Source organism: Acidovorax sp. BL-A-41-H1 (genome assembly GCF_051942715.1).
Genome location: NZ_JBPVJQ010000006.1, coordinates 1,819,415 through 1,842,188, shown reverse-complemented (window position 1 = coordinate 1,842,188; position 22,774 = coordinate 1,819,415). Strand labels below are relative to the sequence as shown.

24 protein-coding genes and 1 pseudogene are annotated in these 22,774 nt (G+C 61.9%); 8 read left to right on the top strand and 17 right to left on the bottom strand.

Annotation, left to right across the window (positions count from 1 at the left end):
• Positions 1 to 119: 119 nt before the first annotated feature.
• From ACTPOI_RS21710 to ACTPOI_RS21690, 5 genes and pseudogenes are all read right to left on the bottom strand, one after another.
• Positions 120 to 1,233 (bottom strand): annotated as a pseudogene (locus tag ACTPOI_RS21710) (efflux RND transporter periplasmic adaptor subunit).
• A complete protein-coding gene (locus ACTPOI_RS21705; protein ID WP_440112620.1) occupies positions 1,218 to 1,784 on the bottom strand; it encodes a hypothetical protein in 567 nt (188 codons plus the stop codon). The pseudogene ACTPOI_RS21710 and the gene ACTPOI_RS21705 overlap by 16 nt, the downstream one beginning before the upstream one ends.
• Positions 1,785 to 1,948: 164 nt before the next feature.
• A complete protein-coding gene (locus tag ACTPOI_RS21700; RefSeq protein WP_440112618.1) occupies positions 1,949 to 3,121 on the bottom strand; it encodes a TolC family protein in 1,173 nt (390 codons plus the stop codon).
• Between the two features lie 143 nt (positions 3,122 to 3,264).
• The gene (locus ACTPOI_RS21695) at positions 3,265 to 3,642 is read right to left on the bottom strand and encodes a hypothetical protein (RefSeq protein WP_440112616.1); all 378 of its coding nucleotides are present in this window, start codon (positions 3,640 to 3,642) and stop codon (positions 3,265 to 3,267) included.
• Positions 3,643 to 3,739: 97 nt separating this feature from the next.
• Positions 3,740 to 4,027 (bottom strand): hypothetical protein, encoded by a 288-nt coding sequence (locus ACTPOI_RS21690; protein WP_440112614.1) that lies wholly within the window; start codon positions 4,025 to 4,027, stop codon positions 3,740 to 3,742.
• A gap of 5 nt (positions 4,028 to 4,032) precedes the next feature.
• Between ACTPOI_RS21690 and ACTPOI_RS21685 the strand changes: the two genes are divergently transcribed.
• Complete coding sequence (locus ACTPOI_RS21685) at positions 4,033 to 4,428, top strand: hypothetical protein (protein ID WP_440112612.1); 396 nt, start codon at positions 4,033 to 4,035, stop codon at positions 4,426 to 4,428.
• Positions 4,429 to 4,798: 370 nt separating this feature from the next.
• Here the strand turns inward: ACTPOI_RS21685 and ACTPOI_RS21680 are convergent, their stop codons facing one another.
• From ACTPOI_RS21680 to ACTPOI_RS21655, 6 genes are all read right to left on the bottom strand, one after another.
• Complete coding sequence (locus ACTPOI_RS21680; RefSeq protein ID WP_440112610.1) at positions 4,799 to 5,419, bottom strand: class I SAM-dependent methyltransferase; 621 nt, start codon at positions 5,417 to 5,419, stop codon at positions 4,799 to 4,801.
• Positions 5,420 to 5,740: 321 nt separating this feature from the next.
• Positions 5,741 to 6,364, bottom strand: a complete 624-nt coding sequence (locus tag ACTPOI_RS21675) for a tyrosine-type recombinase/integrase (protein ID WP_440112732.1) — start codon at positions 6,362 to 6,364, stop codon at positions 5,741 to 5,743.
• Between the two features lie 352 nt (positions 6,365 to 6,716).
• Entirely contained in the window at positions 6,717 to 6,956 is a 240-nt protein-coding gene (locus ACTPOI_RS21670) for a hypothetical protein (RefSeq protein ID WP_440112608.1), read from the bottom strand.
• A gap of 213 nt (positions 6,957 to 7,169) precedes the next feature.
• Entirely contained in the window at positions 7,170 to 7,499 is a 330-nt protein-coding gene (locus tag ACTPOI_RS21665) for a hypothetical protein (RefSeq protein ID WP_440112606.1), read from the bottom strand.
• A gap of 79 nt (positions 7,500 to 7,578) precedes the next feature.
• On the bottom strand, positions 7,579 to 7,713 hold the full coding sequence (locus ACTPOI_RS21660; protein WP_440112604.1) for a hypothetical protein: 135 nt from the start codon (positions 7,711 to 7,713) through the stop codon (positions 7,579 to 7,581).
• Positions 7,714 to 7,735: 22 nt separating this feature from the next.
• Complete coding sequence (locus tag ACTPOI_RS21655; RefSeq protein WP_440112602.1) at positions 7,736 to 7,957, bottom strand: hypothetical protein; 222 nt, start codon at positions 7,955 to 7,957, stop codon at positions 7,736 to 7,738.
• 110 nt (positions 7,958 to 8,067) lie between these two features.
• Here ACTPOI_RS21655 and ACTPOI_RS21650 point away from each other — a divergent pair, with 110 nt between their 5' ends.
• Positions 8,068 to 8,373 (top strand): helix-turn-helix domain-containing protein, encoded by a 306-nt coding sequence (locus ACTPOI_RS21650; RefSeq protein WP_440112600.1) that lies wholly within the window; start codon positions 8,068 to 8,070, stop codon positions 8,371 to 8,373.
• A gap of 31 nt (positions 8,374 to 8,404) precedes the next feature.
• Here ACTPOI_RS21650 and ACTPOI_RS21645 read toward each other — a convergent pair whose 3' ends face one another.
• Positions 8,405 to 9,289: a hypothetical protein gene (locus ACTPOI_RS21645; RefSeq protein ID WP_440112598.1), complete on the bottom strand. Its 885-nt coding sequence runs from the start codon at positions 9,287 to 9,289 to the stop codon at positions 8,405 to 8,407.
• Positions 9,290 to 9,900: 611 nt separating this feature from the next.
• Here ACTPOI_RS21645 and ACTPOI_RS21640 point away from each other — a divergent pair.
• The gene (locus ACTPOI_RS21640) at positions 9,901 to 10,176 is read left to right on the top strand and encodes an H-NS histone family protein (protein WP_440112596.1); all 276 of its coding nucleotides are present in this window, start codon (positions 9,901 to 9,903) and stop codon (positions 10,174 to 10,176) included.
• A gap of 755 nt (positions 10,177 to 10,931) precedes the next feature.
• Here the strand turns inward: ACTPOI_RS21640 and ACTPOI_RS21635 are convergent.
• From ACTPOI_RS21635 to ACTPOI_RS21620, 4 genes are all read right to left on the bottom strand, one after another.
• Positions 10,932 to 11,903, bottom strand: coding sequence for a recombination directionality factor (locus tag ACTPOI_RS21635; RefSeq protein ID WP_440112594.1), 972 nt, complete (start codon positions 11,901 to 11,903; stop codon positions 10,932 to 10,934).
• Positions 11,904 to 12,048: 145 nt separating this feature from the next.
• Positions 12,049 to 13,062, bottom strand: coding sequence for a YqaJ viral recombinase family protein (locus tag ACTPOI_RS21630; RefSeq protein WP_440112592.1), 1,014 nt, complete (start codon positions 13,060 to 13,062; stop codon positions 12,049 to 12,051).
• A gap of 151 nt (positions 13,063 to 13,213) precedes the next feature.
• On the bottom strand, positions 13,214 to 14,215 hold the full coding sequence (locus ACTPOI_RS21625; protein WP_440112590.1) for a DUF932 domain-containing protein: 1,002 nt from the start codon (positions 14,213 to 14,215) through the stop codon (positions 13,214 to 13,216).
• Positions 14,216 to 14,417: 202 nt separating this feature from the next.
• Positions 14,418 to 14,747 carry a hypothetical protein gene (locus ACTPOI_RS21620; RefSeq protein ID WP_440112588.1) on the bottom strand — a complete coding sequence of 110 codons (330 nt, stop codon included), beginning with the start codon at positions 14,745 to 14,747 and terminating at the stop codon, positions 14,418 to 14,420.
• A gap of 398 nt (positions 14,748 to 15,145) precedes the next feature.
• On the opposite strand from ACTPOI_RS21620, the gene ACTPOI_RS21615 reads away from it, so the two are divergent.
• Positions 15,146 to 15,595: a hypothetical protein gene (locus ACTPOI_RS21615; protein ID WP_440112586.1), complete on the top strand. Its 450-nt coding sequence runs from the start codon at positions 15,146 to 15,148 to the stop codon at positions 15,593 to 15,595.
• A 65-nt stretch (positions 15,596 to 15,660) separates the two neighbouring features.
• Here the strand turns inward: ACTPOI_RS21615 and ACTPOI_RS21610 are convergent, their stop codons facing one another.
• Entirely contained in the window at positions 15,661 to 15,996 is a 336-nt protein-coding gene (locus ACTPOI_RS21610; RefSeq protein WP_440112584.1) for a hypothetical protein, read from the bottom strand.
• Between the two features lie 386 nt (positions 15,997 to 16,382).
• On the opposite strand from ACTPOI_RS21610, the gene ACTPOI_RS21605 reads away from it, so the two are divergent.
• From ACTPOI_RS21605 to ACTPOI_RS21590, 4 genes are read left to right on the top strand one after another with little or no spacing between them, the layout of a single operon-like run.
• Complete coding sequence (locus ACTPOI_RS21605) at positions 16,383 to 20,087, top strand: ATP-binding protein (RefSeq protein WP_440112582.1); 3,705 nt, start codon at positions 16,383 to 16,385, stop codon at positions 20,085 to 20,087.
• On the top strand, positions 20,074 to 20,745 hold the full coding sequence (locus ACTPOI_RS21600) for a hypothetical protein (RefSeq protein ID WP_192425162.1): 672 nt from the start codon (positions 20,074 to 20,076) through the stop codon (positions 20,743 to 20,745). The genes ACTPOI_RS21605 and ACTPOI_RS21600 overlap by 14 nt, the downstream gene beginning before the upstream one ends.
• Positions 20,742 to 21,974, top strand: coding sequence for a hypothetical protein (locus tag ACTPOI_RS21595; RefSeq protein ID WP_440112580.1), 1,233 nt, complete (start codon positions 20,742 to 20,744; stop codon positions 21,972 to 21,974). Before ACTPOI_RS21600 ends, ACTPOI_RS21595 begins: the two co-directional genes overlap by 4 nt.
• The gene (locus ACTPOI_RS21590; protein ID WP_440112578.1) at positions 21,971 to 22,774 is read left to right on the top strand and encodes a DUF7281 domain-containing protein; all 804 of its coding nucleotides are present in this window, start codon (positions 21,971 to 21,973) and stop codon (positions 22,772 to 22,774) included. The genes ACTPOI_RS21595 and ACTPOI_RS21590 overlap by 4 nt, the downstream gene beginning before the upstream one ends.

The window sequence follows — 22,774 nt, the reverse complement described above, 5'->3', positions numbered from 1 at the left end:
GGAACACGTCCACCGGCGTGCGCGTCAGCGTGAACGCGCCATAGACCATCAGCACGACGGCCGCGATCAGCACCAGCAGCCTGTTGGCCAGGCTGTTTTCGAGTAGCCACTTGAACATGTCAGCGCACCTGGTTGATCAAGGTGGCGCCCTGTGTCGCGACACGGTCGCCGGGCTCGAGTCCTGATGTGACTGCGGCGTTGATACCGTCGAGCGGCTCGGTGGTGATGGTTCGGGGTTCGAACCGTTCCGGCGCCGTCTTCACCCACACCACGGTCTGGTTGGCCGGGTTCTTCATCAGCGAGGCCACCGGCACCGGGATGCCCTTGACTTTGTCCTTCGTCTGCACGAACACACGCACCGGCTGGCCCACGGCCAGCTGGTCGAGTGCGGCACCCTGAGCGCGGAAGGCCAGGGGCAGCGCCTGCTCACGCAGGCTGCGCGAGGCGCCGATGAAGATCAGCGGCATGCGCTGGTTGCCCCAGGGCCATCGTCGCGGTGCCGATGTTGGAGGCGATGGCTGCGTCGAAGGCCAAAGCCTCGATGCGCAGGCGCGATGGGTCGACGATCTCGAAGATGAGTTCGCGTGCATCGACCACCTGGCCGGCCACGACGTAGGCCGAGGCGATCACCCCCGACACCGGCGCCAGCAGCGCCTCACGCGTGGACAGGCCACCACCGACCGCGGCAATGCGCGCCGCCAGGCTGGCGGCTTCGCTCCCAGCGGCTTCGATCTCCTTGCGCGGCACGGTGTCGGCCAGTTCCTGCAGACGCGCGATGCGCTTGTCGGCCAGGGCCTTGGCGGCACGCAGCTCGGCAAGCTGACCTGCTGGTTGGAGCGCTCAATGGGCGCCGCCGATGGCACGACGTAGGCGAGCACCTCGCCCTTGCGCACCTCCTGCCCGGGGTTCGGCAAGCCGCCGCGGCCCGGGTTCGATGCGGCCAGCGTTCAGCGGCTGCACCTTGCCACCGGCATTCGGGTCCATCTGCACCTTGGCGCTCAGTTCTACCGTGCGGGGCAGTTCGGCCGCTTCGGTGACGACGGTTCGCACACCCAGCTGGCGCTGCGCGGGCTTGGGCAGGAAGACGCTGCCATCAGGCTGTCGCTGCGGTCCGTTGGCGCTGGGCGCGGCGGGGGCGTCGCCGTGATCGTGGCCGGGGCCGGCATGGGCGGAGCCCAGTCCTGTCAGGGCGATCAGCAGCCCCAGGCTGGAGGCGATCAGGGTGCGCTTGATGCTGCAACTCCTGCACGGACGCTGCGCGCATTCATCACACGACGCCCGCCCCATCCGAGCAACGCCAGTACGGCGATGATGGCCACGGCCCATCCCGCGTATTCCGTCCACGAGTGCGCGTGTGCAGCCTCCTCGGTGTGCGCCGCCTCGTGGATATCGAGTTCACCTGCCAGCAGGTCGGCTTCGTTGCCGGCGGTCACCGTGGCGGTCACCGGCAAAACGCCGGGCTTCGGGGCCTCGGGCAGCACGACCTCGTATTCGTCGTCGCCAAGCTTTTCTGCATTGAACTTGGCGCCGCCAATCTCGAGCTCGATCTGAGCGCCGCGCACCGGACTGTTGTCGGCAAAGCGATCAAGGTACAGCGTGATCTGCTTGCCACTGAGCACGACGACGAGTTCGAAGGTCTCGGACACGGCCGAGAAGCGCGGCAGCGCCTGGCCGCCGGCCGCGGGCGCCGCGTCACCGTGATCATGACCTGGGCCGGCCCAGGTGGCGGATGCGAGTAGCAGGGCCGCAGCGAACACTGCGGCAGGGAGTTTCGGGAAGTTCATGGGGGATGTCCTGAAGGATTCGTTGAATGGCTTCACTGCGGCAGGAGGCCCAGGGCCTGGCGCCACGCAGAGATCGCCGCAGCGAGCTCGATGCGGGTGCGTGCGGCCTGGCGCTCGGCCTCAGCAGCTTGGCCTCGATGCGCAGGCGTGTCGGCAGATCGGTTTCACCCAGCCGGAAAGACTTGCTGAAGAAGCCGCGCGACTCGCGGGCCAGCTGTGCGCGCCTTTCGGCGGCCATCAGGCTGGGAGCGCGAGGCATCAACACGCACGCGCGCCGCTTCCCGTTCTCCTGTGAGACGTTCGCGTTCCAGGGCCAGTTGGGCCTGGATCTCGGTGACTTCAGCGCGTGCGTTGGCGCTGCGGGCTTCGAAGCGCGGGCCGGCGCCGAAGGGGATGCGAATGCCCAGTGTGATGGTCTGCTGGGACGTCTCGCCGCGCGCACCGCGGTCGCGCGTAGTCGCCAGCGTCAGTTCAGGGTTGGCACGCGACTGGGTGGCGGTCAGTGCGACGGAACGCTGCGCCACGGCGGCGCGGTCCTTGAGCTCTTGCAGCGCAGCATGCGCTTCGATCTCGGTGGCTGCAGTGCCGGGATCCGGCTCTGCCAGGGTGTCGTCAGCGCCGGACAAGGCGGGTGCGGCGCCGGCCAGTGCACGCAGATGCTGTCGAGCCGCCGCGAGGCCGGCCTCAGCCTGCGCAACAGCAGCTTCCCCACCGGCCACCGCGCCGTCGGCCTGGTGCTGATCGGCGCGGGCCAGATCGCCGGCCTTCGCACGCCGCGCAACGTCGGCGGCGATGAGGCGAGTGCTATCGAGCTGCGCGCGGGTGGTGCCCACCTCGATGCGCGCACGCTGCCACTGCCACCATGCATCGCGGACCGCGGCAGCGACGCGCAGTTGCGCTGCGTTGGCCCGGCTTTCGATGGCGGCGCCCTCGGCGTCGGCCAGCGCTGCGCTGCGGCCACGTTCACCGGGCAGCCACAACGGCACGGCGATGCCAACTTCGAGTTCACGCGCGCCCTGGTTGTTACCCAGGCGGTCGGTCCTGTTCGAGACTTCCAGTGCCGCCGGCTCCGGCGTCCAGGCCTTGGCGGCTGTCTGCTTGGCCCGGGTGGCGTCGCGTCGCGCCTGCAGCGCCATCGCTTCAGGCTGGCGGGACCAGGCAGCGTCGAATACCTGTCGCAGATTCAACGGTATTGCAGCGGCTTGCATGCTGCCTGCTGCCGGCGCCACTGCGGCAGCTGCGGCTGTCTGCGCCACCACGGCCGTGCCGCACAGGGTCGCAGCGCCCGCCACACTGGCGCGCAACAGCCAGACCTTCGTTCGAGTTCGATATCTCATCCAATACTCCAGTGTTGAAAACAACTCACGGGAGATCGGCAAGCGGCGACCAAACGGTCGCGTCGTGCCCGACGGCGCCGCAGGCAGCGGCGCGCACTCAGGCGCGAACGGGCTTCAGAAAGGGATGCGACCCGCCTCGCCGATCAGGCAAGGGGCAGCCACTGAGGGCGTTCGGGTCGGGTCGGTGCGTGTGCACCAAACGTTTCGTCGAGGGTGGCGCCGGGCAGCGCGGTCGAGAGCGCGTTGGGCAGACCCATTTGCAATGTCAGCACCGCGCTACCGGTGCCATGGCAGTAACCGCAGTCCAGGTCCATGGTGCTTGGAGCGTTGTCTCCGTTCGCGCCGCCGGCCTCGTCCAGGGGCGAAGACACACCTGCGCCCGGATCTGCAGCCGGCCAGGTATAGCTGCTGGCGTCGGCGTGATGCTCATGGTCATGGTGACCAAAGTGTCCTGTGCCCGCCTGACTTTCGTGCCCGCAATAAGACGCAACCGCAGCCCAGCTGAACTGGAGCGGAAGCATGGCGAGCAGAAAGATGGCGAGTAAGCGACGCACGACTGGAAGTGTAGCTGCTACAGAGTTTGTCCGGCCGCATGCGAGGCGAGCAGGTCGTGGGGTTTCACCACTTTGACTCGCGGATGCGGGCGACGCTGCGGTTCATCGCATGGCGGATTACCGGCCGGTACAGCCAGCGTTTGACTTCCGAGAGATTGGAGCCGTGGCGCGGGTAAAAGGCATCCGGGCTGTCGAAAACACCGAAGTCTTCGGCGATGCCTTCCTTCTGGATGGAGGTGTCCTGGCCGCGCCATACGACGCTGGGCGCCGACAGGACGGGTCTGGCAGCTCCGTAGCCACAGAAGCGGGGCCTACGGAAAGCGGCGCTGCAGGCTAGCAAGGTACGGTTCATCGAGGATGAAGCCTTCCAGCGCGATCCAGCGCGCCTTCGAGGTTGACCTCGACCCAGCTGTGGATGATGCGCTGCAGCGCCACTCAGTAGGCCAGCCCGGTGATCGCGCCCTCCAGCAAGGGCATGTCGATGGTGAATCCGTGGAAGCGGCAGGGAATGCCCACCGCGCGCAGCAAGGCCATCACACGTCGTCTACCCGCATCCGCGAATTGCGCCACCTGGACAAGGAGTTGAAGGCGCTGCGCGAGCAGTGCGTCAATGCCCGCGAAGCAGAACACTGCGGCATCTTGAATGAACTGGTGCAGGCGTCTTCGCTGACGGGTGTCAGGTCGGCGAGCGCCCATGTGTCTGGACCTCACGACACTCGGGAGTGTCAACGTCACTCGTCGACCCTGGGCTGACCGGTTTTCTGTTGCACAAACGGCTGCCATTGATTGGCAGAGTGGGTCCGCAGCCTGTAAATGCACTCGCACGGACGGCACCTTGTGCAGCTGGGTAACGTACACCTGCGAGTGACCGCCTACGCCGATGCTGACTCTCTCGGCGCCGTTGGCGAGCGTCGATTTTCAGGGCCGACCTGTCACTAGTCGAGAAGGCCGTCGCTGGTTGGAATGGGCCAACTGCAGTCGGTCGCAGAGCTTGCGCGAACGCCTGCCTCGCAGCGGAGGGCTACGGTTGCCACCCCAACTTGGCCAAGGACTGGTCTCGTGCTAACGGAAGCCATTTGTGTACTTTGTGGACCTGATTCTGCAGACTGAATGCAGCAAGCCCTTAGCTCGGTTTCAAACAATGACAGTAGACGAAATGCTGTACTGATCCCCAAGGGGTCTTGTGCTCTTCACTCATGTGTTCAACCAGCTCAAACGCTGGTCCAAATGTTTGATGAAGCTCGTCAGGAGAGTACCGTACCACCGGTAGCCCGCTGCATTGCTCAGGACCATCTGGAGCGAATGTCGCAACAATCACATGCCCACCCGGCTTGACGGACTTCATGACCTGCTGAAGGTAGGCTGTACGGTCCGCAGTGTCCGTCAAAAAGTGGAAAACCGCGCGATCATGCCAAATGTCATATGTGTTGTGTGGCAAGTCCACGCTGCGTATATCGCCGGCAATCCATGTCACGCTGTCGCCTGCAGTTCCCAGGCGATTTCGAGCAACAGCAAGGGCACTGGCCGATAAATCCAGCACGGACAGGTTTTTGAAACCGCTTTCGACCAGGTCATCCACCAGTGTTGAAGCACCGCCCCCAACGTCAATGACGTTGGCATCCAACGACGTTCCAGTCGAGCGGATGATGTCCAAGGATTGGGTCGCATGTTCCTGAAACCAACTCACGGCATCAGGCTGTTTGGTCTGGTACACCTTTTCCCAGTGGTCCTGTGGGTGCTGCATGCGCTAACTCCTTGTGACAAAGAGGATTCTTATCTGATTGTGAAATCTTAAACGGCGAGGCTGACGAAGCCTTCGGGTCGCTTTGACCTCCAAAGCGTGTCATGCAGCCTCGTCCAAACGGGTGGTGCAATTGCTCTTCTGGCTGGCGACCAGCCTCGATATGAGGTTCCGACAGCGCGTGCCAAAGACGGCTAATGGGCGAATTCTGCGCCAGCGCGAAAGGCGCTTGAAGGACCCGAGGTACCCTCGTCGTCCTACAACTCACGCTGATCTAGGTCCACTGCTCAGCCGCCCCCGATGATCCTTGTGCGCTTACTCAACTCAAATCTCGGTCTGTTCAGATAGCTCAAGAGCATCGTCGACCTCAATACCAAGGTAACGGACAGTTGACTCGATTTTCGAGTGGCCAAGCAGTAGCTGGACTGCACGCAGGTTCCTCGTTCTGCGGTAAATGAGCGTCGCCTTGGTGCGCCGCATGGAGTGAGTTCCATACTCTGCTGGATCCAAACCTAGCTGCAACACCCAACGCTCAAGAATTCGGGCGTACTGACGCGTCCCGAGATGTGGTGACTTGTGAATTCGGCTCGGAAAGAGAAAGTTTTCCGATTGCAGCTTAGCGGTCTTGATCCAGTGCTGAAGCGCTTCACGAGTGGTTGCCGTTATCTCGAACTGGACGGGGTGATGGGTTTTGTGTTGCATGACCGTTGCTCGGGATGCGACTTGGTCGCCATGGCAAACATCGCGGACCTTGAGGGCGACCAAGTCGCATCCGCGCAGCTTGCTGTCTATTCCCAAGTTGAAGAGCGCAAGCTCGCGCACCCGGTTCTCCATCTGGAGGCGCACTCGCAGCGCCCAGATGTCCTTAGGCTTAAAAGGCGCCTTCTGACCAACGATCTTTCCCTTGTTCCAAGGCTCGCGATGGACAACGGCTGCAGCGGATTCCATGATGGTCTCCCATCGAGCGGAGGGAGTAAAACCATGCGCCTTCTGGATGACGTTGTCCATGAGTAACCACGCTAGCTGCGTCAGTTTTTGCGATCCAGCAAAGCGCCCGATGATGTTCCTCACGGTCTGCTATCGCTAACAGCAGTCGTTCAACGAAGGTGTTTTGAGCGACAGCAATCAGCCTAAAGCCGTCTCATTGCTGGTACTTCGTGCCTGTGTAACTCATCGACGAACCACAACTACTCTATCGCTGCCTTCTCTCGGAGCCAAAAAATGAACCCCAACAAAAAGGGGACCAGGCTACAGCCCAGTCCCCTTCCAAATTGGTGGCCAACGCCACATTCGCCAGGCTTCACCCCAGCCTGCACAACTCCATGTTCACCTTGACGAGCTCCGACTCGTGAACCCACCCGAGGGTCGAGTCCGGACCGAACTCCTTGTCATTGACCCCCATCAACTGAACCCATTCCTGAAACCGTCCCACCACCCGCAAGGTAAACCCCTTCATCAGGATCATCTTGGGCTTGGTGTCCTCGTGCGGTACGGCCGTATCAAACACCCGTGTGCCCACAAACACTGTGCGGTTCTTCACCTCCTTGCTCAGCGGCCGCACGCAGGCTGACGTCTGTGGCTGCGGTGACTGCGCCCATGCGCCTTGCACCAGCACCGCACACAAAAAGCCGGCCGCCAACAATAGGGCAGGGCGGGTGTTCCGCCTTGTTGTCGTTGGCAGCGCTGCTGCCCTGCCCCCTTGAACGTCATCGTTCCCAACTGTCTTCATCGCGTATCTCCTTTCCGCGCTTTCTCAACGCCCATGTTTCTGCACACACTCGACCAAAGCCTTCACAAAATCCGCCTGTAGCGTCTGCAGCGGAATCCCGCCCCGGCTCTCCGCAAACTCATCCAGGTTCTTGAGGTCGTAGCGCTCGCCCATCTTGTCCACCGCGCACTGACAGGTCTTCTTACTGCTCCCTCCATCGGTGCAGCCCTTGACCATCATTCGTTCGGTCTTGGAGCCAGAACACCCCACCAAAGTCAGCACAGCACCCAACGTGAGTGCCGTGATTGCCCCCCTGGACCCACGGATCCAACTTTGCAGGCCCAACACCTGAGCCCTCGCCATCCCTGATTCCATAACCCCTCCTTGTGTAAAAAAATGAGCGCACCCAGCCTCCCAGGTGCGCTCGCCGCTTTGCCTACCCGCTCAAATCACCTCACCGCTTGCCACCATTGGCCATCCCAATCAGCAGCCAGAGCACGATCACTCCCAGCCCGAACCAGAAGCCCAGTGAGGCAAAGAACAGGTAGACCATCAACCCCCCCAGAATCAGCTGAGCCAGAAACGCCATGGCGCTTGCTCCTTCCTGTTTCTCAACTGGCCATCACAAACGCCACCATGGCAACAATCAGCAAGCCCCCAATGAACTTGCCCAGACCCGGCAAGACCACTACCGGCCAAACCAAGCCCTGACCCAGGTGGTACGCAAAACTCCGGTAGGGCTCATCCCCCCAGTTGTTCGCGTAGACCGCATACAGCAGCCCGATCAAGAAATACCCCACCACCACCCAACGACCCCAAGCAAACCGCTTCATGGCAATTCCTCCCCAAGTTGAAGCACTAACCACTCAAAATCCCCACGGAGTACGCAAAAGGTGATGCAAACTCCGTAGATACAAAGAAGGCAAAACCGCATCCTCCTGCGGTGCCTGCCAAACCCACGCCCCCGACCCATCTGCCCGACCCGGGCAACGTGCGCGAAGTCCTCGCGTACTGGATCCGGCTACTGCGTGTAGAAAAAGGCTGGTCCCAAGAGCGCCTGGCCCACGAGTGCGAACTCGACCGCACCTACGTCTCGGCGGTTGAGCGCTGCCGCTGGAACATTGCCCTGGCCAACATCGAACGTCTGGCACAGGCCCTGTGCGTGGAGCCCTGGACCCTGCTCAAACCCCCAGAGCAAGCGATCAAGCCCGCACGCAAAGCCGCCCGAAAGACCACCGCCAAGGTTTGATCCTGCGGTCGAGAGGGAAGGGAATAGCCCGTCATTGCGAGAACACCGGCTTCCCGTCCCGCGTGAGCGCCCCCTGCTGGTACACAAACTCCACCATCTTCAGAGCCGCTTTGCGCTGCTCCTCCTCGGGTTCAAACGGCCCTACAAACCCCAGCATCCGGATGGACAGTCGGGGCGCCTGGTTCCGCTTCTCCTCGACCACAGCAAACACCAAGTCGGAGCAGGAGCCAAACTTCGGTGACACCTGCACCCCCTGCGCCGACACCACCAGCACCTGGAACAGGGCAGGGCAGGCGGTGCCCGATCCGCTTTGCAGCAACAGCACATCCTCTGCACCCACCGGCGCATTGCGCACGATGCTCAGGGGCTCTTCCTGGGCCGGTAGAACGGTCTGCCCGTTCACCAGCACCGAATAATCACCCTCCTGCACCACCACCTCCCCAAACCGGGTCTTGACCCGGGCCTCTGGTGCCTCCAGTGCAGACTCCACCCTGGCAGGGCCCGCATCGATCATTCCCAACCAGGCGGACGGCGACACACTGAAGCCCAGCTCGGTGAGAACCTTCGTGGCCGGTGCCTGCCCATCCAGCGGCCGAGCGCGAACACCCTCCACAAAACACGGCATATCCCGCACACACTGCGACAAAAGCCGCTGCCCCAGAGGACTCTTCGGATCAAACACGTAGGCCACCAGATCCCCCGTCTCCGGACTGACCTCGAACACCGCTCCCTGTTCAGCTCGGCGATCCAGCACCCCAGCGATCTCCAGAAACCCCGAGACCGTCTGTACCGGCAACTCCGGCGCATCGGCTTCCTTGCGTTGGCAACCGGCCAGCATCCCAGCCAGGCCCAACACCGCCAACGAAACAACCACCAGGCTGCGCGCAAGCCGCACCCTTCCAAACTTGGACTGCATAAAGCTCCCTCTCTATCGGTTAATGATATGTGATGCAAATGCATCAATTGAACGCCAACCCAACACCTTCGGTTGACCCATTGCTGAACGGGCAGGGATGAAGGAAGTGGCTGCGAGATCTTTGCCGCAGCCCAGCCGCTACCGTGTGAGATGTTCCACATGGAGCGTGACATCCCTGCCCGTGACCAGCTGGCTCCATAGATCTGCGCAAAAGCTGGTGCCTTGGTACGATCCACAGCGCACGAAGAGAACAACCAAACCAAGAACAGCCCACCTGAGTGAAGAACCTGAGCTCCTCCATCTCGATAAACCCATCCACCGCCAGGAACTGCTGCGGCTACTGTGGTGCCACCAGCTACCACCGCGTGCTTGCACGCGATGAGGCCGGAGTCATGCGCTACACCGAAGCCCTGCGGTGCACAGGGTGTGGTCGCGAGTACGCAAACCTGCAGGTGTGGCGTCAGGGCGGGACACAAGAATCCACCAGCCCACCCGTTGGACCCCCCAACTGACGGCGACTTGGCTCCAGTTCGCGTAGAGTGTTCCCTGTGCAAAAAAGGCCCGCTCTGGGCCAACACACAACGCCTCAGCACTCACCCCAACGCATCCGCATGTCCAGCTACGCCGAACTCCTCGCCCAGAAAAAACTCCTCGACGAACAAATCGCCAACGCCAAGAAGGCCGAGTCCGAACAGGCCCTCCAAACCGTCCTGCAACTCGTTCAGGAATTCGGCTTCACCGCCCAGCAAGTCTTCCCTTGGAAGCCCCAGCCCAAGAAGGTCGCCGCCAAATACCAGGACCCCGCCACTGGAGCCACCTGGTCTGGCCGGGGCAAGCCGCCCCAGTGGATTGCGGGCAAAGACCGCACGCCCTTTGTGATTGCCTGATCGGCCCTCAAAAAGAGCCAGGCAGCGCGTAGACACTGCCTGACCTCCCGCCAGATCACTGGGCGTCCTGGCCCTTGCCGGGAGACAGTGCGATCGCCGAGAGGACGAACCCACAGTCCAGGTTGCCCTCCAACGTTCGCGCCGACCACACGCTACGAAACTCCGCCACCCGCATGGCCGCCTCGTGGAACGGATAGGCCCCTGGAACCAAACACTGGTTGTGCCCCAATCCCCATCCAGGATGCACGCTGGTATCCAGGACGAGGAGTCCGGACGCCTTCGTGCACACCACACTGCCTGATCCATCTCCCGCTGGACTCCAAGGCCCTTCCACCCCGACCACCAGCATCCATCTAGGAGGAGGGCAGGGCCGGCGAGGAGCACCTCGTTCCTCCCTGGCAATCGACTGCCAAAGCAGCAGCACCAGACCACCCCGGTGAACCGCGCCGTGGCAAAACGCCAGCAACTCCGAAGGCGCTTGCTCCCAGACGAGCTGAGCTTGGAACCCAGGGAGTAACCGTTGAGCATGGCGCAACCCCCCGGCCGCACTGGTCACAGCGGGTACTGCCACCCGCTGGCCAGTGAGCAAGGCCACCGCCTGCTGCAGTGCCACGGACCCCGTGCGATGGGGCGGTGCTCGATGCCTCACCAGAATCCCGGGAAGCACCTTGACACCTGGTGCTGAATCCGGCCCGCATCGATAACAGGGCACCGTCTCCATCACCAGCCCCACGGCATAGCGCCGAACCAGCCCTTCATGCAACCGCATGGGAAGCCCCTGGATCACCTGTTGCGGTGGCGCGCACTCCGAGCGCCTCCTGCTTGCGATGCAGCTTGCCGCGCAGCGAGATCGGCGCAGTTGCTTGCTCTGCTCCACTATCTCTATCTCCATCCGCACCAGCATCTGGGTAGAACTCCTCGACGACCTCCACCCCTTCCTCTTCCGATTCCTCGAACTCCCCCAGCGCCAAGCCTTGCCGCGCCGCTTCATCCAGTGCCGCCTGGTCCAGCCCCAGCGCAGCCTGCTGCTCGCGTTCCTGCCGTGCCAACGCCACGACCTGGGCCAAGCTGCTTCCCGCTCTCAGCGTCAGATCCACGTAGTAGATCGGCGTGCGGTGCGACAGCGTCGTGGACTTGCCCCGCAGCCGAAGCTCCAGAGGCAATCCGGCCAGCACCCCACCCGACACCGCAAATAGATACCGCAGCCGTGCCGACAGCGTCCGGATGCTGTTGAACCCCGTGGTCCGAAACACAAAGCTGCCCAGTTCGTCGCCAGCACTTCCAGCTTCGGTATTCCCCTCCGCCTCCACCCGCACATGCAGCCGTCCATATGGCTTGCAGTTTCCATCCTGCGCGAGCGGACACACCGCAGGCGAAGGGCAGGGCAGGGACTGCATCCCCGACAGGGTCACCCGCTTGCAGCTCTCGCCATCTCCCACACACAGAGGCCTTCCCGTGGCCCGGTCAAACATCGTGTAGTTCGCTCTGAGGCTCAGATCCGGATCGTCAAACAGCAGCCGCACCGGAATACTGCGCAACTTAGCCCCTGGCTCCTTGCGGAGTTGGGCATCCACCGGATGCGGAACCCACCCCTCCTTGTTCTGGACCTGGCTGGTCAGCGTGAACTCATCGTCCTTCTCCGGAAGACGGCGCCCTGCCTTCTCCACCACCCGCCCAATCGCAATGCGCCCGATCACGGGCGGTGTCAAAGCCAAACCTTTGAGCATGTGAATCTCCTTGTTGAATGTGAACACCCCCTAAAGCACAACGGGCCTCACCGTCACCGATGAAGCCCGTCTGGGGATGCGTTGAATGAAAATGAAATGAATGAACCTGTGGCGCAGATGGCCTAGGTATCCTTGATGGCCGACCTCAGGTCTGCACCAGAAACCTCCGGCTCCCAGGTTTGGGCACCGTGTATGCCTTCACGATCTCCGGCTGCTCCTTGGCCAGCCGCGCGGTATCCAGCTGCGTCCCATCCCGGCTGCGTTTGAAACTCACTTCCCCGTTCTCAAACACCGCCCGGCTCGAATCCCCCATGCGCTGCTGAATGGCTTGCTTGAGCTGGGCTTCCAGCGCCGTGTTGGTCGCCAGGACCTCCCGCACTGCCAACAGGTCCGAGAACACCGCCCCCATCACCAGGTCATGCTTGAGGTTAAGCGTGAACCCCGTGTCCCGCGGATACAGCGCTCGCAAAGCCCGGTCTGCCGAATCCGACCCATCGGCTGGGGGCGCCTGGCCCCGCTCCACATAGCCCCAGAACTCCCGCTCCAGGGGGATGAGCTGGGCAATCAGCTCCTCATCCCGCTCGATCCGGAAAATCTGAAGCTCCTGACCGCCGAGCAGCACCGCTACATCTGCCGCCTGCTTGCCCGTCACGGCCAACTGGTGCTGCACCTGCAACTGCACATACTCCGGCACCCCATCCCGCCAGAGCCACGCCCCCTGAATCCCCGCGGTCTTGCACTCCAGCAACTGAACATCGGGTGCACCCAGCACCTCACGGTCGATATTGGCCAGCATCCACGGGTGCTCAGGATGCTGCAGCACCGCGTTGATCCGCCGGACCCGATTCCCTGTACGGCGGGTGTAGTGCGCCGCCACGATGGGCTCCAGAAGAGAACCCCAGTACATCGGACTCTGATCGTCCGCACCCCCGTCGCCCGGTGGGGCGGTGGGAGCACGACCGGTCTTCTCCATCCACAACTCCAGCTGCGACTGGTAGGGATTGAGCCCGACAGCCGCCGCAGCGTCCGAACTGCCAATGCCTCCCTTGCGCACCTGCAACCACTGATCGCGATCCAGGTCTTGGGTCTTGACCAGCCGGAGAGCTGGGCGGGGTTTGGTGGAGGAAGTCCCCACCGGTGAAACAACAGGTTGAACCATGCTGACTCCTTGAATGTGAAAAAAACGAACACCCGCACCACCCCCAAAACAAAAGACCCCGGTCCACTGAAGGAGCCGGGGTCTATGCCGTGAAGGGCGATGTTGGTGAATGGATGAATCGCAGGATGAGACGAAAGAACGGCGGCCACTCTCACGACGCCAACTGCAACGCCTGCTCCAGCGCCCGCTGCTTGAGTGTGGCGCCCTGGCCAAACCAGGCACTGTCGAGGCGGTACTCCTGACTGCGCGCCCGGCGCTCGTGGTCCACGAACTCGGTGACGGCGCACAGCAGACCCCAGGCCGTGCCTTTGGCAGCCGCCAATTCCGCGCCCCGGCCCTGGCCCTCGTACATGGCCTGCACCTTCTTGAGCGCACGCTCATTGGTCAGACCCGCCGACGCATCCGCATGACCATCGGTCTGGCACAGCACTTTGAGGAAGTAGTTCATGGACTCATGGCTCTTGACCTTGCGCTCGGACAGGGTCTTCATGCGGTACATGAACCCGTCCCATTGCGAGACGGCAATGCCCAACTGCTTCTTGACCGCCTGCGCATCAAAGCTGGTGCTGTGGGGCACCTTGATCGCGCTCGACGTTCCCGACAGGGCAATGGAGAGCGTGTTGTTGCAGACCACGCGCACTGTCGTTGGCGTGGCGGTGGTGGCCAAGGTCCCATCGCAGGAAGTGGCCAACAGCAGATAGCCATGGACCACATCGTTGCCCTTGAGTGCCGAGGACTTGCCAGTGCGGGCCAAAGCCCAGAACTTGCGCCCTGCCTTGAGCACCCCGGCCGTCTCCAACTCATAGCCAGAGACTTCCGTCAGATCCCGATAGAACTCCAGCACCTGTTTGGGCTGCACGACCTGGTAGCGGGCACTGACCACCGAGAGAGGGGCCTTGGTGTCACTGCGATACAGCACCTTCTGGTCGGGGAACTCCATGGGTTCGCCATAGAGGTCCGAGACAGAAGAGGATGTACCGACCGCAGATGCAGATTCCGTGGCCATGTAGCGCACCGGAGTCTCGCGGATGGTCCAGTCCATGCCCGCTTCACGGGCCCAGACATCGATGGGTTGTTTGGCGGGCAGTTGTTGACCCAGGTTGTGCCATGGGGTCTCGCCGACATAGGCCATGGTTTGAACGAGATGTGCCATTGAAATACTCCTTGTGGAAATGGAAAAAAGAACAAGAAAACGAAAGACCGACCAGACAAAAACCACCCACCCACGGCTGCGCCACTGCGTGACTCCGAAGAGCACACGGCAAGGACGAAGAGCCGGGAAGGGGAGTGAAAGAGGAGGAGAAAAAGGGAAAGCGAGACCGAGAAGGCGGCAGGACGAATACCGCCCACACACCTCACTCGCGCGGAGGACCAAAGGTGTGGCCGCACTCCAGGCAGCGGTAGTTGTCCAGGCAGTTCTGATCGACGGCTTCACCGATCTTGCTGCCGACTTCGCAGCCGATGGCGCCGCCGACCAGGCCACCGAGGGCGGCACCGGCGAGACCGCCCAGGACGGATCCTGCGGGGCCTGCAAAGGCACCGAGCGTGACACCCACTCGGGCGCCGCGCAGTGCACTGGCGGCACCGCTGGCAGCGCCTGCGAGGGCGCCGACAGCGCCACCAGTGTTGCGACCGAGATTGCGGGATTCCAATCGTGGGGATTGGCATTGGGGACAGGTGAGCATGGAAATCTCCTTGAAAGAACATGCGGGTTGACGAACCAGGGAAGCGAGACAGAAAGACCAACCGGCCACCCCAAAAGCAAAAGCCCCGGGTGCGTGAACACACGGGGCTGAGGAGGGCTGCAGATGGCTGAGCCGAGAAGCAGAAAGACAGAAAACCCTGACCAGGACGGCATAAAGCCCGGCAGCTCGAGATGAGCGTGCCGGGCTTCATGGGCGTTGGACGGCTGCCAAGGGGCAGACGGTGGTCAGGTCACTGGGGTGATATGTGACTGAAGAAATTTAGGATCAAAGGGGGTGCTTGGTACAGACTGCCCACATTACGGTCCGTTTAGCCTGGTTTGGCTGCGTCCAATCCCCCGCTGGCGTGTCAATTCAGCACCATTTCCTGCGTTGGCGGAATGCACGCCGCATGCCTTGGGTCACATCAAACCGTAGCACAATGGACTCGCTACAACCTTTGGGAGGCACTTGTGGGGATAAAACTCAGTGGATATGTCAACGTCTCCTACATCAAGACTGAAGCTGTCGATGATGATGACTACCAAGACGAACCCGGTCATAGAAAAGTGAAGCCCAAAGATTATTTGGATCAGCTAGACGCTACGGACTTTTTCGTTGAAAGTGGCGGCGAATCCGAGCGTGATAACGATGATGGGACTTGGTCATGCGCGACTTTTTTCAAAGCCTATGGGGAAGGTTATGAAATCGCCCTTTACGTCTCCTTTGTTGGGGACGAATGTCATCAATGGACTCTAAAGGGGCAGGGGACGGAGTCCGGAATCTCTGAGCTGGAAATCGAAAGGCACCTTTCTGCTATCCACGAAATCCCAGAAGACGACGAAGAATAGGTCAGGAAAGTCGGTAGGTGAGTAATCACCGCCATCTGCCAGTGGTGTCGATTGCGTTCTTATGGTCAGTGCTTGATCGAGGGCGGTTGATTCTCTCCGCCCATGATGCATTGTTTGATTGAGCGCAGGATGGAGATGGCGTGCTGGGTATTGTCCTGATCTTGGAAGGCAAAGCAGTGACGCCCGTACTTTCCCTGGACTACGCGAATCTTCGAGACGGATGAGTCTGGGCTGAGAGCCCGCTGTGCACTTGTGATGAGACGCTTCATCTCTTGCTGGTCGGAGTCCGCAACCGTTTGGCCTGGCTGATTGCGGTGAAGGATTTCGCGATAGAACAGGCGGGCCTTGTTGATGCTTGGAAAGTCTTTGTCGTCAATACGGACGGGGATTCTGGATGGCATGGGAACTCCACGGGTCGCGGGGACCGTTGTTGTTGAACAGGTGGAGTGGCCCGCTCTAATGTGAACCACTCACAGTATTGGGGGGTACTGTGAAGCCGCGTTATCCTGCGCACTGGTGGGGGCATCACTGCGGCTGACGATCAGGATACGGTCGATTCATCCCTCGTCTAGCATGCCGTTACGCACGGAAGGGGGAGTTCTGACGCAATCAACGGCACACGTGTCCTATCGGAATGTCACGCTTGACGAGCGTCTTTACAGATCAGCATCTTCACCAGTAGATAGGCTGCCGCCACCTGTTGCGGTGCGTGGGTTTCCCGATGCGATATTCGGGTGAAGGCACAATGAATTCACAAAAGAAAACCTAATTTGAGGGATCGACCCACATGCCCCACCAGCTTCGCCGCATCATCGCCATCAACATCAGGAACCCCAGCGACAGCAACCCTTCGGGGCGGATCTCCGAGCTGGATCCACGCGGCGGTGTTCTGGCGGTGGGCGACAACGGGGTGGGCAAGACGACCTTTCTGCGCCTGATCCCTCTCTTCTACGGCGCGACCCCCTCACAGGTCCTGAAGGGCTCCGGGAAGGCGTCCATGATCCGGCACACGCTACCCGACCCCAGCAGCGCGGTGGCCTATGAGTACGAGCGGGAGAGTGACTCCCATCTGCGCACGGTGGTGATGTATGCCAAGGATGGCGAGGACATCCCGGACTTTCGGATCGTCTCAGCCGGGTTTGATGAAACCTTCTTCTACGACGAGAACAACACATTTGTGACGCGCACGGAGTTCGCCCCACGGCTCCATGCGCGTAACATCAACGTCTCGCCCGTCCTGCAGCTCAACGAATACCGCAGCGTCATTCTGAATGAGCGCATGAGCAGCAAGAACGCCAAGCAGATGATGCTGTTGGCTCGCGATCACTCTTTGGGGCCACGCCCCCTGCGCAATCTCAACCAGATTGCAGCCGCCATGGCCAACGAGAAGATCAGCTTTAGGGACCTGCAGAACATTGTGCTGGAGCGCGTGGCCGAAGACCAGGCCACGGAATCGAAGCGTCAGAACGTGCGCGAACTCAAGCAGCGCCGGGAGGATGTGACCACCTGGTTGGACAGTCGCACCCACATGGCCGATATCTTGAAGCGCAAACCCGACGCTGATCGGATGAAGGAACGCATCGGCCGCATCAAAGGGGTTCACATGGAGCTGTGCTCGTTGCATGTGGCCGTCAAGGCAGCACTCGCCCAGGCGGCAAAGGACCAAGAACGGTTGACCAGTGAGCGCAAGGCCCAGGCAGAGGCCTTCGATCAGGCGCTTGGTGCTTTGGGCAACGAAATCACGGAGGCCGAGCAGAAAAAGACCGAAGCCCATGGCGATTGGCAGCGCCTCAATGAAGCGTTTCTGGCCGTGAACAGTCGCCAGAATCACTTCGACCGGATCGATGCGAAGACCCTTGCGGCCAATGAATCCAGGGAGGCCGCACTTCGGCAGCAGGCGCGGGACAAGGAGAAAGAGCATGAGCGCCTCACCTCTGCATCGGGTTCTCTCCTGACCGAATACGAGAGGCGATGTCTCGAAATCGAGCAGTCCGCGCAGCGTCAGCAAAATGAGATCGCTGAGCGCAAAGCCACAGCACAAAGCGCGGGGCTCAAAAAGCGTTTGGCCCTCGGTGAAGCCAAGGACGCGGACTTGCAGGCGCTGGAGGAGCCCTACAGGCTCGCCGAGATCGCCGAGGAGCGCAACCGCCTGGCCACCCGCGAAGGCGAGATCACCCAAAAGATCAAAAACCCCGCTGCCACGCCGGAGACCCTTGCTGCACAAGAGGAGGCTGAGGCCATTCTCGAACAGCGCCGCAAGGATTTCGACGCAGCCAAAGACGCAGCCTCTGACCGTAAAAAAGACGAAGATCAGGCTCGCCGTGAGCTTGAAGCGGCTATCAAGGCCGTGGAGGGTCTTGAGGCCAGTCAGAAAGCGCTGCTGGCGCACATTGATGCCCTGACCGCCCAGGTCACCCCGGAACCCGGTTCCTTGCTCGCCTTCATCCGTGCAAGCGACGATCCTTCCTGGCCCCATGCCAGCAAGCTGATCGCTGAGGGCGTGATCCACCGCACCGACCTCTCCCCTGCGATGCTGGACATACCAGCCTCACAAAGAGGCGAGGAGGGGACCGTGGTGGTCGGCAATGCCACGGTGAGCACTCAGGAGCTACCCCTGCCTGAGTGGTTCTCGATGGATTCGGTACGCCACCAGCTTGAAACGGCAAAAGTCCAGCTGGCAGACATCAACGCGGCCGTGGACAAAGCGGCAGACCAAGCGGAAAAAGCCCGACTGAAGCTGAAGCAAGCCGGTACCGACCACGGCAGGGCGGCAGCTAACCTCGGTTTGGCGAAGTCGGCCTTTGATGCTGCGGTCACAGACAAACGACGCCTCGACAGCCTTGTGAAGACCGAGCGCAGCGCTGCAGAGACCCAGGCTCTGAAGGACCTTGATGGCTTGAGGACGACTCTGAACGTGCTTGGCAATGAAGAACGAGCCATCCGCGAAGGCGTTAAGAATAAGCGTGAAGCGATCAACGCCGGGTACAAGCTCAATGCTGAGGTCCTGGAGGCCGAGTCGAACAGCGAGATCAACAAGCTGGATGCCGAGTCACAAGGAGTTGAAGCGACCCTGCAGACCAATCTGACCAACGCACGACAGGACTACGAACGCAAGCTGGCTGGCATGGGGCTCGATACCGTGCGCATCAATGCCGTGGAGGAAGAACTGAAAGGGCTGCGGGACCAGCTTGATGCGATTGCCAACAACCGGCATGAGGTGGCCGCTTGGAAGAAATTCTGCAAGGACGAGCTCCCTCACTTTGAAACGACCCGGCGCAAGGTGGGAGAACTGCACGCCGCTTATCTCAAGGCGTCACAGAACCTTGGAAGTCTGGAAACCCGCCGAAATGATCTGACCAAGGAGGCCAAGGAGGTGCTTGATGCCCTCGACGGGCGCATCGCAACCGCCACCTCTGATGCACAGCGCCTTCAGGAACTGCGCGACCAGAAACTCAAGGACTTCCTCGACTTTGTGCCCAGCAGCGCCTACATCGGGCGCTCCATGCTGGAACTCGACCAGGAGGTGACCCGCAAACTGCGCACGCTGGTGGATGAGGCTGCGGTCCTTCGCAACGAGGTCCTGTCCCTGCGCAATGAGTTTGAGAAGAAGGAGGGCGGGCCCAATGACTGGCTCAAGCTCAAGCGCAAGGAGTTGCCCGACCGGCAGACCCGTCTTGAGCAAGAGTACCTGTGGCTCGAAGCGGAGCAGCTGTGCGACTGGTTTGAGCGCACTGAATGCGGGAGCTACATCGAGCAGCTCACCCACCAAATGAACGGCTTCTTCGAAAACGCCAGTGTGTTCGTGAGCCGTCTGGACACCTTCGACCGCCTGGTGGCGACGTTCAACACCGAGCTGGGCAGGGCGCTGGCCACGGCCGAGCACTTTGAGCGCTTCAAGAACCTGAGCGTGCGCGTCACATCGAGCGTGGGCCAGCAGGCATTCCTCTCGGTGCTACGCAAGATGCGGGACAAGAGCCCGACGATTTCGCTCACAGGGCGCTCGTACTCCCGCGTCGGCATGGAGCTGCCCTCGGATGAGGATGTCGCCCTGGTGCGTGAGTACAAGGACATCCTTCGCTCCGATGGTGGGGTGCAGGTGGACCTGAACGAGCAGGTACGCCTCGAATTCAGCCTCTATGAGAACGGCAAGCGCTCCGTCATCAGCAATGAGGAGGAGTTCCGGGCGGTGTCTTCCAACGGCAATTCCGCCCTCATCACGGCCATGTTCCTCATGGGCTTCGTGCAGATGATCCGGGGCTCATCGCCGGTTCGGTTGGTGTGGGTGACCGACGAACTGGGCCGGTTTGACGCCAAGAACGTCGGCGCGTTCCTCAAGACCCTGGCCCTGAACAACATCGACGTGATCAGCGCCAGCCCCAGTGTCGATCCGGCGCTCGCGCGCCACTTCCCGCGCCTGAGCCTGTTCGAGAATACTGGGGCGATCTTCACCAACGAGACCCACGAACTGGAGGCCGAGCATGAACTCGCTTAAATCCGCGCTCAAGCTGCTCGCCAAGGGTGAGTTTGTCTGCAAAGTCCGGTTTGAGAGTGAGTACGAGGCACTGGCGACACAGGAAGGCCAGCAGCAGGCCCAGGAATGGCTATCGGCCGTGGGGTACCGGCTGGCGCGTCTCCACGACGAGGGGGCGTTCTTCATGGCCTACGACGAATCGCCCACCACCGACACCCGTGCTCGCATCCGGGAGGAACTCAAAACGGTGCGCCACCGGCTGATGCCCTATGTGGGCTTCTTCAACCTGTTGCGGGAGGCGCAGGGGAGCGATCCCCAGCTCCACGCGGGCGACGTGGTGTGGTTGACCGAGATCAGCGAGGCAGTGCGCAACTCCTCCGCGCTGGAGCGGCGCCTGGCCGACATGCGCGAACTTGCCGATAACCGGGTGACGGACAGCGGTGCAACAGTCTTTCGCGTCCAGAAGATGTTCAAGATCCTGGAGGACGCGGGCTACCTGCAGCAGACCAACGAGGTGAGCAAGGGCTACACCTTCACCGGCAAGGTGGACTACCTGTTGCAGCTCATTGCCTTTATCAACGAAAACACCCCCCACATCTCCGATGACCAGGTGGTGGACCAGATCGACCCCCAGGCGCGGCTGGAGGAGGCTGAGGCTCCCGAGGCGGGGGCTGCATGACCTCCTCCCCAGTCAAGGACGTACTGAAGACGCTCTACCAGCATGCCGATGTGGTGGAGCAAACACGGCGCGACGGCATCATCGTGCCGGCGCAAGATGCCCCTCAGGCGTCCGTGGGTGCTCTGCGGCAGGCCAACGCCTTGCGCCCTGCGGGGGAGGATGGATATCGGCTGCACCCAAAGCTGCGCGATTTCCTGAACGACCACCTGCAGCTCTTCCCGGCCTACCAGACCCTGGCCGAGATCGGCTCGCGCATCAGCCAGGCGCATCAGCTCTGGAACGATGTGGACGATCTGTACCGAGCCAAGGACTACCGCGCGGTGGAGAACATCGTGGAGACCATCGAATCCACGGTCTTCGATATCGGTGACAGCGTGGATCGCAACCTGCTGTACCTGCACACGCTCCTGTCCACTCGCTACGGCAATGTGCGCACGCTGGAGGCCAAGAAGTCGCAGAACCGCTTCTATCAGCGCGAAGCCAACATCCTCGCTCAAGACATGTCGCGCATGGCTGGCGTCTTTGACAAGATCGAGAGCGAGGCAACCGCTCGCGGGATGCCTGAGCTGGCCAAGTTCGTCCGCATGAACCTGCAGGCTCACCTGCAGACCTGGCAGCACGCCATGGCCGAGATGCAGGCCCAACTGTCGCGTGAGATCTTCCGCATCAGGGAGGTGGAGGACAGCCACAAGCATCTCGCGCGGCTGGATCTGCTCATGCGCCAGCAACCCTCATGGCCGGGGTTCGAGCTGGACCCTTCGGTGGAGATCCCGACTTTCCTGCTGGCTGCGCGCCTGCCGGATTTCGCGCCTCAGATCGAGCCGCAGGACACCGACCACCAGTTCGTGGAAGCTATGGTCAAGGAGGTGGCGGCGCTCCCTCCTCAGCCTGTAGAGCCACAACCCAAGGAGATCAAGCGCTTCAAGAGGGTGGTGGACGAGCGGCCCGTGAAAAAGAAGTCCGATGCCGCGATTGCGCTGGACAGGCTGGCCGGTGCCGCCAAGCGCGCGACCGACAAGTTCTCGCTGGCTGAATGGCGCGAGACCGACGAACTTGCCAAGACCCTGCAGCCCCATATCTGGCTGGGCTTTGCCGTCCTGGCACTGCGGGAGCAGAAATACCGGGTGGAGGTGGTTCCCAGCCCCTCGCGCCCTGGTGAGCGGTTCCGGCACCGGTTCCACGATGCGATGGTTCACCCGGCCTCGGTTGCGGGGGCCGCGAAGGCATGAACCAGCAGCAGGTGACGTTCCTGAGGCGGCTGATTGAGACGGAGCCGCCTTCCCGACCCTATAGCGCTGCAGCCGAATACTTCCTCCACGCCGAGGGCATCGGGAAAGAGCAGCGGAGGAGGGTGGTCTACACCCAGGCAGACTTTGCGGCGGCGCGCAATCTACTCAAGGCGCGGGGCTTTGAGTCATCGCGCCAGGTGGAGCCGGTGCCGCGCAGTCAGGTGCAGCCTGGTGAATCCGAGAAATGGGGCTCCCTGCGCGTCTCTGAGCGGCTGGCGGCGGTGGTACCGGTGGGCCTGCCGGGGGGGCAGATCCCCACGGGCAGCATGCTGTGCATGGATGTGCGCCAAGCGCTGGCCTTGCCCTTTGAGGTCCTGGTGTTCTGCGAAAACCTGGAGCCCATGCTGCGGCTGCACGAATACCAGTGGCTGGAGGGATTCCTCAAGGGGCGCCCCGCGCTGGCGTTGTTCCGGGGGGCACCGGGGTACTTCCGCACGGACGTGGCGAACGAGCTGCTGGTGCGGGACCATCGTCCCGTGCTGGCCTTCTTCGACTTCGATCCCAAGGGGCTGTCCATGGCCGCTTCAATGCCACGGCGCGAGGCATTGTGTTTGCCGCCGCTGGACAGTCTGGAGGCTGCTGTGAAAGGGCAGCGGCGCAAGAACCTGTATCTGCGGTCCGTGGAGGTGTCACGACCTCATCTGGAAGCCCAGCCTGCAGGTGGCGATGTGGGGCTCGCTTGGGGGCTCATGAAGAGGGTGGAGATGGGGCTCGATCAGGAGCATTTTCCGCACCGCTAG